Origin of the sequence: Streptomyces sp. NPDC048142, from assembly GCF_043202835.1 — a bacterium.
Taxonomy (GTDB): domain Bacteria; phylum Actinomycetota; class Actinomycetes; order Streptomycetales; family Streptomycetaceae; genus Streptomyces.
The window spans coordinates 17,718-31,177 of the sequence record NZ_JBIDBC010000019.1 but is presented as its reverse complement, the minus strand read 5'-3'; the positions used below and the strand labels follow the sequence as shown (position 1 = coordinate 31,177).

The window sequence follows — 13,460 nt, the reverse complement described above, 5'->3', positions numbered from 1 at the left end:
GCGGGCGAACGGTAAGGAAGCGGGGTCCGTACGCGACCGCGTACGGACCCCGCTCCCACCGGTCGTCATTCCCGGTCAGTCCTGCTTCTTGCGCCGGGTGCCGAAGACGATCTCGTCCCAGCTCGGCACGGCGGCCCGGCGGCCCGGCCGGACTCCGTCCGCCTCGGCCTGACGGTCCGTCGTCCCGGTCAGCCGGTCGCGGTGACCGGCCACCGCCCGGGGCATCAGCACGTCCGCGTACGCGGACCCCGCACCCGCCGAAGCGGCGGCGGGCGGCTCGTCCGCCTCGGCTTCCGCCGCCGGTTCGAGCGCCGGTGGCTCGGGCTGCGTGGGCCGCTCGGGGACGACCATGTCGCCGCGGAAGCTCGGCACCGCCTCCAGCAGGCTGGTCAGCGAGTCGCGCTCACCGGCCGAGGCACTGCCCACGTACTCCTCGGGCTCGGCGGCGGCCGGGGCGGGCCGCTCGATCTGCCGGTCGAGGGCCCGGTCCAGCGGCCGGTCGCGCGGCAGCCGGGCGATCCGGGGCACGAACGGGAAGCTGGGTTCGGGCGCGGCGACGTCGTCGGTCTCGCCGATCAGCGAGCGCGCCTCGTCGTCCACGGCCTGGACCAGCCGCCTGGGCGGGTCGTACGTCCAGCTCGCCGAGTGCGGTTCGCCCGCGACCCGGTAGACGAGCAGGACCTCCCAGGTGCCGTCGTCGCGGCGCCACGAGTCCCACTGGACGGTTTCCTTGTCGGCGCCGCGCAGCAGGAGACGCTCCTGCACCGCCTCGCCGAGCTGGGGGCCGGTGTTCTCGCCGGGACGGCGCACAGGAGTCTTCCGGGCCCGCTCGGCCATGAAGGCGCGCTCCGCGAGCACAGGGCCCTCGAAGCGGCGTACACGGTCGACGGGGATGCCCGCGAACTGGGCGACCTCCTCCGCGGAGGCACCGGCCCGTATACGGGCCTGGATGTCGCGGGGCCGGAGGTGGCTCTCCACCTCGATCTCGATCTGGCCGAGCCGGGCGCGGTCGTTGCGCACGGCGGCGCGCAGCCGCTCATCGATCGGAAGCGTGTACTCCGTGCTGTCCGCAGCCTTGAGCACCAGTCGTGTGCCGTCGTTGGAGACGGCCACGACACGCAGTTCGGGCATGGGAACCTCCCGGGTGGTGCCTGCCGACGTCACGTGCGTCGCTGCTTCCGCTAGTCGAGTGTGACCTGCCCGGGTGCAGCCTGCCACAACCTTGCCAAGTTGCCCGGCGTGTCGGGCGCTCGTCCTGGTGCGCCGCCATGACACGGTTGCCCATTGCGACCCAAAGTGACCGATTTGGCCGCTCTGCGTAGCAAGCACCCGTATGATGCCTTCACTCCACCGGTTCGAGTGCCGCTGTCGGTCCCCTCCGGTGGCCGCGGATTCCCACGTCGGAGTCCGCCCCAGGGCTCGTCACAGTACTCCATTCGGGCCACCGGGGTGGACCGGCGCGCCGCCGAAGTTCTCGCGGGGCGCGGGAGTTGAGATACCCAGTTCTGCGTGAAACGAGCCTGGTGCGTGTCGTGCTTCACACAATCACCGGAAACGGAACTATCCACTTCGCTCATTTGTCCCTTCCTGGTGCAGGGTGGGAGAGATGTCAAGCAGGGGCTGGTAATGGTTCAGAAGCCGGAAAGTGACGCAGAACCCAAGGAAAGGCGCATAGATCTGAGTCTCCCGCAGGTCGCCGGGAGTGCCGTGGCGGCTGTCGCGGCAGCGGTGCTGGCCTCGCAGTTGGGCGTGTACGGCACGATCGCCGGCGCGGGCGTGATGAGCGTCGTCGCCACCTGTGGCGGCTCGGTCTTCCAGCACTTCTTCCGCCGCACCGGCGAGCAGATCCGCGAGGTGACGGTCCAGGTGACCCACCCGGAGGGCCGCCAGGTGACGGTGCACACGAAGGAGACGACACCCGCGGGGCACAGAGCCGCCGCCCGGCGGTCCGAGCCGGGGCCGTCCGACGAGGCCACCACGCTGCTGCCCACGGTCGACCCGGGCGCGGTCCCGGAGGCGGGCCGGGACGCGGAGAGCACGCGGCCGCTGAGGCCCGTCGACACCGACCGGACGCAGCTGCTGGACCTGGGCGACGCGCGGACCCGGATGCTCCGCGTCCCGCCGGGCGGAGCTCCCGGAGCCGCTGCCGGTGACCGTACGCACGTGCTCCCGCAGACCGGTGACCGTACGCGGGCGCTCCCGCAGGCCGGAGCGGGCCCGGCCGTCGCCGACGACGCGTTCGGCGACGGCGTCACCCACGGCACCCGGCTGCGCGGCTGGAAGCGGCCCGCGCTCGCGGCGGCCGCGGTCTTCGCCGTCTCCATGGCCGGGATCACCGCGTTCGAGGTGATCTCGGGCAACGACCTCAGCGGTGGCCAGGGCACCACGCTCAGCTCCGTCGTACGCGGCGGTGACGACCGGGATTCCGGGCCCGCCGACCCCGAGCCCTCCGGGGACACCGGCCGGGACGGGGCAGGGGACGAGCAGCAGCCGACCCCCGGCAGCGGCACCGGTTCGGCCCCCGCCACGGACGACGGCGACGGCAGCGGCGAGAGCCCCGGTTCCGGTACGGGCACGGGCGGTGAGAACCCGACCACCGGGCCCACCCCCACCCCGACGCCCTCCGGCGACGGCGGCGAGCCCACGCCCGACCCGACGCCGCCCACCCCCTCGACCCCCGGCGACGCCGGAACCGACGAGCCCTCGACCGGCACGGGCGTCGCCCCCGGGCAGGGGGAGCAGGACCCGCCCGGCACCGACGCCGGGTGACCGACGCACCGGCACGGCGCGTGACACGCGTCGGCCCCGGCCCCTCCCGATCGGGAGGAGCCGGGGCCGACGGCGTACCGGGGCCGGCGGAACTCAGTCGCCGAGCACGCGCCGCAGGTAGTCGTTGCCGAACAGGCGGTCCGGGTCCAGCCGGTCGCGCAGCGCGGTGAACTCGCCGAAGCGCGGGTAGACCTCCGCCAGATAGGCCGCGTCCCGGGTGTGGATCTTGCCCCAGTGCGGCCGGCCGGCGTGCGCGGTCATGATCCGCTCGACCGCCGTGAAGTACGCGCGGTGGGGCGTGCCCTTGTAGAGGTGGACGGCGATGTACGCGCTGTCCCGGCCCGAGGCGGTCGACAGAGCCATGTCGTCGGCGGGCGCGGTGCGCACCTCGACCGGGAAGCTGATCTTCAGCGGTGACCGCTCGACCATGGCCTTCAGCTCCCGCAGCGCCGCCACCGCCCGCTCGCGCGGAACGGCGTACTCCATCTCCACGAACCGCACCCGGCGCGGGCTGGTGAACACCTTGTACGGGATGTCGGTGTACGTACGCGCCGACAGCGCCCGGCTGGAGAGCCTGGCGATCGGGGGGATCGCCGCCGGGACCGTGCGGCCGAGCGAACAGGCGACCTGGAAGACCCCGTTGGACAGCAGCTCGTCGTCGATCCAGCTGCTCACCCGTCCGGGCGGGGCGGCCGGACCGGCGCTGCGGTTGTTGCGCTTGGTGGTGCAGTTCCCGGTGTGCGGGAACCAGTAGAACTCGAAGTGCTCGTTCTCGGCGACCAGGGAATCGAAGTCCGCGGCGACCCGGTCGAAGCTCATCGGCTCCTCACGGGCGGTCAGCAGGAAGATCGGCTCCACGGCGAGGGTGACGGCGGTGATCACCCCGAGGGCGCCGATCCCGATCCGGGCCGCGGCGAAGATCTCCGCGTTCTCCCCGGCCGAACAGCGCAGCACCGTGCCGTCGGCGGTGACCAGCTCCAGCGCGCGGATCTGCGCCGCTATCGACGCCGAGTCGCGGCCCGTGCCGTGCGTACCGGTGGAGGTCGCCCCGGCGATCGTCTGCTCCATGATGTCGCCCATGTTCGTGAGCGACAGGCCCTCGCGGGCGAGTGCGGTGTTGAGCCGCTTGAGCGGAGTGCCCGCCTCCACCGTCACGGTCATCGCCGTACGGTCGATGTCCCGGATCCCGGTGAGCAGGTCCGGGCGTATCAGCACCCCGTCCGTGGCGGCCGCCGCCGTGAAGGAGTGGCCGGCGCCGACCGGCTTCACCTTCAGGCCCTCCGCGCCCGCCCGGCGCAGCACGTCCGCGAGCTCGTCCACGGACGCGGGGGACTCGGTGCGGGCGGGCCGGGCGGTGACGGTGCCCGCCCAGTTACGCCACGCGCTCGTCGTCGTCCGTGCGTAGGTGTCGGTCATCTTCCCCGCGCCCTCCCGTCGCAGCCGGCCCGGCCAGCCGGCGATACCCCAGGAACGCCACCGCCGCCGCGAGGACTCCCGCCACTGCGGGCACCGCGTACCCCGCCTTCGCCCCGGCGGCGTCGACCACCCAGCCGGCGGCCGAGGAGCCGAGCGCCACCCCGACCGCGAGCCCGGTACTGGTCCAGGTCATGCCCTCGGTCAGCTTGGTGCGCGGTACGTGCGCTTCGACGAGGGCCATGGTGGTGACCATCGTCGGTGCGATGGCGAGACCCGCGACAAAGAGAGCCACGGCCAACAACGGAAGGTTCCCGGCCAGTTGGAGGGGGATCATACTCACGGCCATCGCGCAGACACCCACCAGCCACCTGGTCGAGGGGTTTCCCCTCAGGTGCAGCAGCCCGAACACGGCCCCCGCGAGGCAGGAGCCGAGCGCGTAGACGGCCAGTACCAGGGAGGCCGCGGCCTTGTGGCCGCGCTCCTCGGCGAAGGCCACGGTCACCACGTCCACGCCCCCGAAGATCGCGCCCGTCGCCACGAAGGTGGCCACCAGCACCTGGAGGCCCCGCGAGCGCAGCGCCGAGCCCCCGGTGTGCTGCGACTTCGGGTGCGGCACCGGCTCGGTCGCGCGCTGCGCGGTCAGCCAGAACACGCCGACCAGCAGGAAGGCGGCGGCGATCAGCGGTCCGGCCTCCGGGAACCAGGCGGTGGACAGACCGATGGAGATGATCGGGCCGAAGATGAAGCACACCTCGTCGACGATCGACTCCCATGCGTAGGCGGTGTGCAGATCCCGGGCGGAGCCCCGGTGGATCGCCGCCCAGCGGGACCGGACCATCGACCCCACGCTCGGCACACAGCCCGCGCCCACCGCGAAGACGAACAGCGTCCACTCCGGCGCCCCCTGCTGGGCGCAGACCAGCAGACCCGCCACCGCGGCCACCGCCACCAGCGTGACCGGGCGCAGCACCCGGCGCTGCCCGTAGCGGTCGACCAGCCGGGAGACCTGGGGGCCGCAGGCCGCCGCCGACATCGCCAGGGTCGCGGAGAGCGCCCCGGCCAGTCCGTAGCGGCCGGTGAGCTGGGAGATCATCGTCACGACACCGATGCCCATCATGGACAACGGCATCCGGCCGAAGAAGCCCGCGGCGGAGAACCCCTTGGAACCGGGGGCGGCGAAGATGGCGCGGTAGGGGCTGGGCAAGGGGGACTCCGGTCGTGCCTGTCAGGCGCATGGGCGGCCGATACAGCTTACGCCGGGTAGATGTGCCGGACACCGGATTACGGATGCGCCGGACACCGGATTTCGGGGGCCGGGGGAGTGGCCCCGGTGCGCGGCCCCGGGGTTTACGGCCTGTGCGGTCTTCCCGACGGGGCGTCGGATGTCGGTTGCCGCCCTGTCGGAGGCGGGTGGCAGGATCGATGTCATGTCCGATCTGCGCGATCCCGCTCCCTACGACGCCCTGCTGCTGCTCTCCTTCGGCGGTCCCGAGGGCCCGGACGACGTGGTCCCGTTCCTGGCGAACGTGACCCGCGGCCGCGGCATCCCCGAGGAACGCCTCAAGGAGGTCGGCAAGCACTACTTCCTGTTCGACGGGGTCAGCCCGATCAACGGGCAGAACCGCGCACTGCTCGACGCGCTGCGCAAGGACTTCGCCGACCACGGCCTGGATCTCCCGGTCTACTGGGGCAACCGCAACTGGGCGCCGTATCTGACCGACGTCCTGCGCGAGATGACCGCCGAGGGACACCGCCGGATCGCCGTCCTCGCCACCAGCGCCTACGCCTCCTACTCGGGCTGCCGCCAGTACCGCGAGAACCTCGCCGAGTCGCTGGCCGTCCTGGCGGCCGAGGGGCTGCCCGTGCCCCGGGTCGACAAGCTGCGGCACTACTTCAACCACCCCGGCTTCGTGACGCCCATGGCGGACGGCGTCCTCGCCTCGCTCGCCGACCTCCCCGAGGACGTCCGCGCGGGCGCGCACATCGCGTTCACCACCCATTCCATCCCGACCTCCGCCGCCGACGCCTCGGGCCCGGCCGAGGCGCACGGCGAGGGCGGCGCGTATGTCGCCGAGCACCTCGACGTGGCCCGGCTGATCATCGAGGCGGTGCGCGAGGAGACCGGCGTCGAGCACCCCTGGCAGCTCGTCTACCAGTCCCGCAGCGGCGCCCCGCACATCCCGTGGCTGGAGCCCGACATCTGCGACCACCTGGAGACCCTGGGCGCCGAGGGCGTCCCGGCGGTCGTGATGGCGCCCATCGGCTTCGTCTCGGACCACATGGAGGTCCTGTACGACCTCGACACCGAGGCCACCGCGAAGGCCGCCGAGATCGGTCTGCCGGTCCGCCGGTCCGCCACCGTGGGCGACGACCCGCGCTTCGCCGCCGCCGTCCGGGACCTGCTCCTGGAGCGCGCCGGGAGTGAGCGGGGCCGGGCGGTGGAGCGCTGCGCGCTGGGGTCCCTCGGCCCCTCCCACGACCTCTGTCCGGTCGGCTGCTGTCCCGCCAGGGCCCCGAAGCCGGCCGCCGCGGGCGCCGACAGCCCGTACGCGTAGAGCCTTCAGTCCCCGCCGAGCCCCCTGGGAGCACCGTGACCGACCCCGCCCTGTCCGAACTGCTCGACCTCGCCCTGGAGGCCGCCCGCCGCGCCGGAGCCCTGCTGCGCGACGGCCGCCCGGCCGATCTGGGGGTGGCCGCGACGAAGTCCAGCCCCATCGACGTGGTCACCGAGATGGACATCGCCGCCGAGAAGCTGATCACCGGCTACCTCACCGACTTCCGCCCCGACGACGGCTTCCTCGGCGAGGAAGGGGCCAGCTCCCCGGGCAGCACCGGCATCCGCTGGGTCATCGACCCGCTCGACGGCACGGTGAACTACCTCTACGGCCTGCCCACCTGGGCGGTCTCCATCGCCGCCGAGCGCGACGGCGAGCGGGTCGTGGGCGTCGTCGAGGCCCCGATGCGCCGGGAGACCTACCGGGCGGTCCTCGGCGGCGGTGCGTTCGCGAACGGCGAAGCCCTGCGCTGCCGCCCCGCCCCGCCGCTGGACCAGGCCCTCGTCTCGACCGGTTTCAACTACGTCTCCCACGTCCGCGCCCACCAGGCGGACGTCGCCCAGCGGCTGATCCCCAGGCTCCGGGACATCCGGCGCAGCGGCTCGGCGGCCGTCGACCTCTGCGATGTGGCGGCCGGCCGGCTGGACGGCTACTACGAGCGCGGGCTGCATCCCTGGGACCTGGCCGCGGGCGACCTCATCGCCCGGGAGGCGGGCGCGCTGACCGGCGGCCGCCCGGGGCTGCCCGCCGACGGCGACCTGACGGTGGCCGCCACCCCCGGTGTCTTCGAGCCGCTGCAGGCCGCCCTCGACGAACTGGGAGCCTGGCACGACTGACGGGGCCCGCCTGCCCCGCGAAAAGGCCCCGAGGAGGGCCCTGGGGCCGCCGCACACGCCACGGGGCCCCGGACACCATGACGGTGTCCGGGGCCCCGTGACGTACGGCTCAGACGCTGGTGGCGCCGATTTCCACGCCGTGCTCGGCTGCGAGACGGCGCAGATCGTCCAGCTCGCCCTGCTCGACATCCGCGAGGAAGTCGTCGCCCTCCTCGCGCGCCCGCGTGAGGTCGGACTCGGTCGTCTTGATGCGTTGCAGCAGACCTGCGGTGAAAGCGTCCATGATGCGCCCCCTCATCGTGGGTCGGTGGCACGGAGGTGTGCCCGGGATTCCCCCGGCCGGGCAGCCGGAGGAGCGGGTGACCGCGCCGCCGCTCCGGGAAGAACGGAGCGGTCCGTGGCATGCCACGGGACAGGCGTGATCGCTGGTGTGAACCCCTCTTCCCCACGCCACGGCTCGGAGAAACCTCAACTGGCCCGGAAACCCGCCGCATTCCCGGCGGGCAGCAGCCGGGCGTTCCGGCCCGCCGCCGCCTTACCGCCGGTTTATGCGCGTTGCGGGCAGGATGGAAGCGCACAGTCGGCATTGCTGCCCCTGTCCGAGCGGCCCCGCGTGGGCCGCTCGACCTGTGAACCCATCGAAGGACCGAAGGAAGGACTGCGCCGTGCGCGTACTCGTCGTCGAGGACGAGCAGCTGCTCGCCGATGCGGTGGCCACCGGACTGCGCCGGGAGGCCATGGCCGTCGACGTCGTCTACGACGGTGCCGCGGCCCTGGAGCGCATCGGGGTCAACGACTACGACGTCGTTGTGCTGGACCGGGACCTCCCGGTGGTGCACGGGGACGACGTCTGCCGCAGGATCGTCGAGCTCGGCATGCCCACCCGGGTGCTCATGCTCACCGCGTCCGGTGACGTCAGCGACCGGGTCGAGGGCCTGGAGCTGGGCGCGGACGACTATCTGCCCAAGCCCTTCGCCTTCAGCGAGCTCACCGCCCGGGTGCGCGCGCTGGGCCGTCGTACGACGGTGGCGCTGCCGCCCGTCCTGGAGCGCGCCGGCATCAAGCTCGACCCGAACCGCCGCGAGGTCTTCCGCGACGAGGCGGAGATCCAGCTCGCCCCGAAGGAGTTCGCGGTGCTGGAGGTCCTCATGCGCAGCGAGGGCGCGGTCGTCTCGGCGGAACAGCTGCTGGAGAAGGCCTGGGACGAGAACACCGACCCCTTCACCAACGTGGTGCGGGTCACGGTCATGACGCTCCGCCGCAAGCTCGGCGAACCGCCCGTGATCGTCACCGTGCCGGGCTCCGGATACCGGATCTGAGGACCATGGCCGCCACCCCCGGGCCCCCCGCGGCGCCCCCGAAGCCCACCTGGGAGCCCAAGCAGCAGGAGCCCCCGTACCCCTGGCTGCGCCCGACCATCCGGATACGGCTCACCCTGCTGTACGGCGGGATGTTCCTGATCGCGGGCATCGTGCTGCTGTCGATCATCTACATGCTGGCCGCGCAGGCGCTGAGCGTCGGCACGGATCTGCCGTTCGAGATCGTGAGCGGCAAGGTGACCAGCGAGATCTGCGACCTGCCCCCGAACGCCAGCCCGGACGCCTTCAACGCCGCGATGAACACCTGCGTCAACCACCAGCGCAAGGCGGCGCTGGACACCCTGCTCAACCGTTCGCTCCTGGCCCTGGTCGGCCTCAGCGTGATCGCCTTCGCCTTCGGCTACGCCATGGCCGGACGCGTCCTGTCCCCGCTCGGCCGGATCACCCGGACCGCGCGCCGGGTGGCCGGTACGGACCTCACCCGCCGGATCGAGCTGGACGGCCCGGACGACGAGCTGAAGGAGCTGGCGGACACCTTCGACGACATGCTGGACCGGCTGGAGCGGGCCTTCACCGCGCAGCAGCGGTTCGTCGGCAACGCCTCGCACGAGCTGCGCACCCCGCTGGCGATCAACCGCACCCTGCTGGAGGTCCATCTCTCCGACCCGGAGGCCCCACCGGAGCTCCATCAGCTCGGCAAGACCCTCCTGGCCACCAACGAGCGCAGCGAGCAGCTGGTCGAGGGCCTGCTGCTGCTGGCCCGCAGCGACAACCAGATCGTCGAGCGCAAACCGGTCGACCTCGCCGAGGTCGCCGAGCGCGCCATCGACCAGACCCGGGCGGAGGCGGTGGCGAAGAGCGTGGAGATCCGCGGCGAGCGGGGGTCGGCCGTGATCCAGGGCAACGGGGTCCTGCTGGAGCGGATCGCGCTGAACCTCGTGCAGAACGCCGTGCGCTACAACGTGCCCGAGGGCGGCTGGGTGGAGGTCACCACCGAGGTGCGGGACGGGCAGGCCCTGCTCGTCGTCTCGAACACCGGCCCGGTGGTCCCGGCGTACGAGATCGACAACCTCTTCGAGCCGTTCAGGCGGCTGCGTACGGAGCGCACGGGCAGTGACAAGGGTGTCGGACTCGGCCTGTCGATCGCCCGTTCCGTCGCGCGGGCCCACGGAGGCCGTATCATCGCGGAGCCCCGCGAGGGCGGCGGTCTCGTGATGCGCGTCACGCTGCCGGTCTGAGAGGCCGCACGATGTGATTCTGCACGATATCTCCATGTTCGCTTTGGGCGGAATTTTCAGGACCCGTCCCCGGGCGGGTCGTGTGTGATCGATCACAGGGCCGATTTTCCGGCCCTCTACTCTCGGTGATCGCGACTCTGTCGGAAAGCCGGTAATCGTCCGGGTTTTCGGGGATCGTTATCACGGGAAGTACACGGGGTGGCGCCTGTGAACTGCACAGTCGGGACCGTGTACGGTCCCCATCGCCACCCAAGCCGAGCCTCGCCGAGGCGCCCGGTTGGGTGTCGATTGAGTAACAGACCTTGATGTGAGGCAAAATCTCCGCCTCAGGTCGGGCACAAGTCCGGCCTCTCACGCGTTACGTGCGCTGAGACACCCGTAGACACCCAAGAGGGGGAGAGCGACATGGCAACGGATTACGACACCCCACGCAAGACAGACGACGACGTGGACCAGGACAGCCTCGAAGAGCTCAAGGCACGTCGGAGCGACAAGACGGCATCCGCCGTCGACGTCGACGAATTCGACGCGGCCGAGGGACTCGAGCTGCCCGGCGCGGACCTCTCCAACGAGGAGCTGGCCGTCCGGGTGCTGCCCAAGCAGGCCGATGAGTTCACCTGCATGAGCTGCTTCCTGGTGCACCACCGCAGCCAGCTGGCCCGCGAGAAGAACGGTCAGCCCATCTGCCGCGACTGCGACTGAGGTCGAGTCGGCCGTGGCAGGCGAGACACCGTTCCCGAAGCGGCGCCCCTGGCGCCGGCGCGGCCCGGAGGCGAACCAGCACGGTACAGGCGGCACAGGCCCGGCAGAAGGCGGCGACACGTCTGCCGAGCGGTCCGCCGCCCTGCCGGATCATTCCGGCGGTTCCGACGACGAGCGAGGCCGTTCGGCCTCGCTCGAAGTGGCCGGGGCGGCAGCGTCGCCGGACCGGACCGGAGAGCAGGACCGGGCGGAGCCCATGACCGGGGGCCGCCTGCACACAGTGAAACGGGGCGTGCACAAGGGCAGGGAGAGCGCCAAGGCACTGGCCGCACAGCTGGCCGACCGCATCATCGACACGGCCCCGCGCGTGCCGGTGCGCGACCTCGCCGCCCTGCGGAGGCAGTTCCCCGGGCTGGGGCCCGAGGAACTGGCCGACAAGCTGGTCACGGGAGCCTGCCGGGGCACCGCGACCGTCGGCGCAGGCATCGGGGCCGCCGCCATGATGCCCGTACCGCCCGCCATGATCGCCGAGCTGGCGGCGGAGGTGACCGGCGTCGCCGCGATCGAGATGAAGCTCGTCGCCGAGCTCCACGAGGTCTACGGCTGCCGCCCCCCGGGCAATCTCGGCCGGCGCAGCACCGCGTATCTGACGTCGTGGACGGAGGAGCGCGGCATCGACGTCACCCGGCCCACCACGCTCAACGCCGCCCTGGGCGGCCAGATGAAGCGTGAGCTGCGCCAGCAGATCACGAAGCGCATGGCGCGCAATCTGCCCAACCTGATCCCGTTCATGATCGGCGCCGCCGTCGGCGCCATGATGAACCGCCGCGACACCCGCAAGCTCGCCGACCGGATCAGGAACGACCTGCGCGAGCACCAGGTTCCCTGGGACCGGCTGCCCGCGCTGCCTCCGCTGGAGCAGCCCCCGAACCCGGTCGAGCTGCCCAAGGAGATCGACGGCCCCTGAACCCTGCACCGGGGCCTCGCGGTCCGAATCAGCCCTTCGGGGCGCCGCTCAGCGCCGCTGCCAGGCCCCGCGGGTCCCGGGTGGAGAGATAGACGTACGGAGTCGGGTCGTCCGGGTCCGTGACCTCCACCCGCACCGCCGTCTCCACGTAGCCGCGCAGCAGCATGAACGCACGGGCGTCCGCCTTGTGCGTGCGCCAGGCCCGCGCCTCCTCGGCGTCCAGCGCCTCGGGCTCACCGAGCGCCGACAGCGGGATCCGGGCATCGCCGGCGACGAGTGCCCCCGCCACCACCCGGATCCGGGCCGAGCCGTAACCGCTCACCAGGACGGCGGCCGCGGCCGTGCCGCCGACCAGCCCGGCGAGCAGCGGCAGGGTGCCCAGCGGCAGCAGCATCAGAGCACAGGCGATACCGATCCCGAAGGCGATGAACCACCAGGAGCGGGGTGCGGTGAGACGTTCGTCGAAGGGCGGGGCGGAAGGCTGCATGGAACCAAGCTTGGCACGGCGCGACCGGCGGACCGCCGCGCGGGTAAGGTCTGCGCCTGTGAGTGGAACATCAGCAGCTCTGACACCTCCGGCCGATGCCGTCGCACCGGTCCGGCACCCCGACGCGCCCGCCCCCGGCGAACTGCTCGGAGCGCACTACGAACACTGTTTCGGCTGCGGCGGGGGACAGCCGCACGGGCTGCACCTGATGGCACGGGCCGGTGAAGGCGTGAGCGTCACCGCCGAGTTCACCGTGCGGCCCGCCCACCAGGGCGCCCCCGGCCTCGCCCACGGCGGCGTGCTCGCCACGGCGCTGGACGAGACGCTCGGCTCGCTGAACTGGCTGCTGCGTACGATCGCGGTGACCGGACGGCTGGAGACCGACTTCGTCCGTCCCGTCCCCGTGGACACCGTGCTGCACCTCGACGCCCGGATCACCGCCGTGCACGGCCGGAAGATCTACTCCACCGCCACCGGCCGGATCGGCGGCCCCGCAGGCCCCGTCGCGGTCCGGGCCGACGCCCTCTTCATCGAGGTCAAGGTCGACCACTTCATCGACAACGGCCGTCCCGCCGAGATCCAGGCCGCCATGTCCGACCCCGACCAGGTCAGGCGCGCCCGCGCCTTCGAGGTGAACCCCTGATGCGCAACCCCGTCGACGTACTGATCCGCCTGCTCGACCCGGAGGTGCCGATTCCGGCGTACGGACACCCGGGGGACGCCGGGGCCGACCTGGTGACCACCGAGGCCGCCGAGCTCGCGCCCGGCGAGCGCGCGGTGCTGCCCACCGGCGTCTCGATCGCCCTGCCCGACGGGTACGCCGCGTTCGTGCACCCGCGCTCCGGCCTCGCGGCCCGCTGCGGAGTGGCCCTCGTGAATGCCCCAGGGACCGTGGATGCCGGGTACCGTGGGGAGATCAAGGTGATCGTGGTCAACCTCGATCCACGCGAGAGCGTGCGATTCGAACGGTTCGACCGGATTGCCCAATTGGTTGTCCAGCAGGTCGAGAAGGTGCGCTTCCACGAGGTGGCGGAACTTCCCGGCTCGGCGCGGGCCGAAGGGGGCTTCGGGTCCACCGGCGGCCACGCGTCGGTGGACGGCGCCGAGGGCGGGATCACCCACGGTGGGAACAGCTACGCTTCGGTCGTATCCGACCGGGAAGGACAGTGAC

Annotated in this window: 14 protein-coding genes; 9 read left to right on the top strand and 5 right to left on the bottom strand. The window is 72.3% G+C overall.

Annotated elements, in window-relative coordinates; all coding sequences use genetic code 11:
- Nucleotides 1-75 precede the first annotated feature (75 nt).
- Nucleotides 76-1,131 carry a septation protein SepH gene (sepH, locus tag ACGF2Y_RS22975; RefSeq protein ID WP_392950480.1) on the bottom strand — a complete coding sequence of 352 codons (1,056 nt, stop codon included), beginning with the start codon at nucleotides 1,129-1,131 and terminating at the stop codon, nucleotides 76-78.
- Between the two features lie 495 nt (nucleotides 1,132-1,626).
- On the opposite strand from sepH, the gene ACGF2Y_RS22970 reads away from it, so the two are divergent.
- A complete protein-coding gene (locus tag ACGF2Y_RS22970) occupies nucleotides 1,627-2,769 on the top strand; it encodes a hypothetical protein (protein ID WP_392950477.1) in 1,143 nt (380 codons plus the stop codon).
- Between the two features lie 93 nt (nucleotides 2,770-2,862).
- Here ACGF2Y_RS22970 and ACGF2Y_RS22965 read toward each other — a convergent pair whose 3' ends face one another.
- Nucleotides 2,863-4,185 (bottom strand): D-arabinono-1,4-lactone oxidase, encoded by a 1,323-nt coding sequence (locus tag ACGF2Y_RS22965; RefSeq protein ID WP_392950474.1) that lies wholly within the window; start codon nucleotides 4,183-4,185, stop codon nucleotides 2,863-2,865.
- The gene (locus tag ACGF2Y_RS22960; protein WP_392950471.1) at nucleotides 4,142-5,389 is read right to left on the bottom strand and encodes an MFS transporter; all 1,248 of its coding nucleotides are present in this window, start codon (nucleotides 5,387-5,389) and stop codon (nucleotides 4,142-4,144) included. The genes ACGF2Y_RS22965 and ACGF2Y_RS22960 overlap by 44 nt, the downstream gene beginning before the upstream one ends.
- Nucleotides 5,390-5,612: 223 nt before the next feature.
- Between ACGF2Y_RS22960 and ACGF2Y_RS22955 the strand changes: the two genes are divergently transcribed.
- Together ACGF2Y_RS22955 and ACGF2Y_RS22950 are read left to right on the top strand one after the other, a co-directional pair.
- On the top strand, nucleotides 5,613-6,740 hold the full coding sequence (locus tag ACGF2Y_RS22955) for a ferrochelatase (RefSeq protein WP_392950469.1): 1,128 nt from the start codon (nucleotides 5,613-5,615) through the stop codon (nucleotides 6,738-6,740).
- A 35-nt stretch (nucleotides 6,741-6,775) separates the two neighbouring features.
- The gene (locus tag ACGF2Y_RS22950; RefSeq protein WP_392950467.1) at nucleotides 6,776-7,576 is read left to right on the top strand and encodes an inositol monophosphatase family protein; all 801 of its coding nucleotides are present in this window, start codon (nucleotides 6,776-6,778) and stop codon (nucleotides 7,574-7,576) included.
- Nucleotides 7,577-7,685: 109 nt separating this feature from the next.
- Here the strand turns inward: ACGF2Y_RS22950 and ACGF2Y_RS22945 are convergent, their stop codons facing one another.
- Nucleotides 7,686-7,859 carry a hypothetical protein gene (locus tag ACGF2Y_RS22945; RefSeq protein ID WP_392950465.1) on the bottom strand — a complete coding sequence of 58 codons (174 nt, stop codon included), beginning with the start codon at nucleotides 7,857-7,859 and terminating at the stop codon, nucleotides 7,686-7,688.
- A gap of 382 nt (nucleotides 7,860-8,241) precedes the next feature.
- Here ACGF2Y_RS22945 and ACGF2Y_RS22940 point away from each other — a divergent pair, with 382 nt between their 5' ends.
- The 4 genes from ACGF2Y_RS22940 (at nucleotide 8,242) to ACGF2Y_RS22925 (ending at nucleotide 11,802) form a co-directional block, all read left to right on the top strand.
- Nucleotides 8,242-8,895 carry a response regulator transcription factor gene (locus ACGF2Y_RS22940; RefSeq protein WP_030577291.1) on the top strand — a complete coding sequence of 218 codons (654 nt, stop codon included), beginning with the start codon at nucleotides 8,242-8,244 and terminating at the stop codon, nucleotides 8,893-8,895.
- Nucleotides 8,896-8,900: 5 nt separating this feature from the next.
- Nucleotides 8,901-10,133 carry a sensor histidine kinase gene (locus ACGF2Y_RS22935; RefSeq protein ID WP_392950462.1) on the top strand — a complete coding sequence of 411 codons (1,233 nt, stop codon included), beginning with the start codon at nucleotides 8,901-8,903 and terminating at the stop codon, nucleotides 10,131-10,133.
- Between the two features lie 405 nt (nucleotides 10,134-10,538).
- Nucleotides 10,539-10,835, top strand: coding sequence for a DUF4193 domain-containing protein (locus ACGF2Y_RS22930; RefSeq protein ID WP_003965732.1), 297 nt, complete (start codon nucleotides 10,539-10,541; stop codon nucleotides 10,833-10,835).
- Between the two features lie 13 nt (nucleotides 10,836-10,848).
- Nucleotides 10,849-11,802 (top strand): hypothetical protein, encoded by a 954-nt coding sequence (locus ACGF2Y_RS22925; RefSeq protein WP_392950460.1) that lies wholly within the window; start codon nucleotides 10,849-10,851, stop codon nucleotides 11,800-11,802.
- A gap of 28 nt (nucleotides 11,803-11,830) precedes the next feature.
- Here the strand turns inward: ACGF2Y_RS22925 and ACGF2Y_RS22920 are convergent, their stop codons facing one another.
- On the bottom strand, nucleotides 11,831-12,289 hold the full coding sequence (locus ACGF2Y_RS22920) for a DUF3093 domain-containing protein (protein ID WP_392950458.1): 459 nt from the start codon (nucleotides 12,287-12,289) through the stop codon (nucleotides 11,831-11,833).
- A gap of 58 nt (nucleotides 12,290-12,347) precedes the next feature.
- On the opposite strand from ACGF2Y_RS22920, the gene ACGF2Y_RS22915 reads away from it, so the two are divergent.
- Both ACGF2Y_RS22915 and dut read left to right on the top strand, forming a co-directional pair.
- Complete coding sequence (locus ACGF2Y_RS22915; protein WP_392950456.1) at nucleotides 12,348-12,932, top strand: PaaI family thioesterase; 585 nt, start codon at nucleotides 12,348-12,350, stop codon at nucleotides 12,930-12,932.
- Complete coding sequence (dut, locus tag ACGF2Y_RS22910; RefSeq protein ID WP_381750184.1) at nucleotides 12,932-13,459, top strand: dUTP diphosphatase; 528 nt, start codon at nucleotides 12,932-12,934, stop codon at nucleotides 13,457-13,459. Before ACGF2Y_RS22915 ends, dut begins: the two co-directional genes overlap by 1 nt.
- Nucleotide 13,460 lies beyond the last annotated feature (1 nt).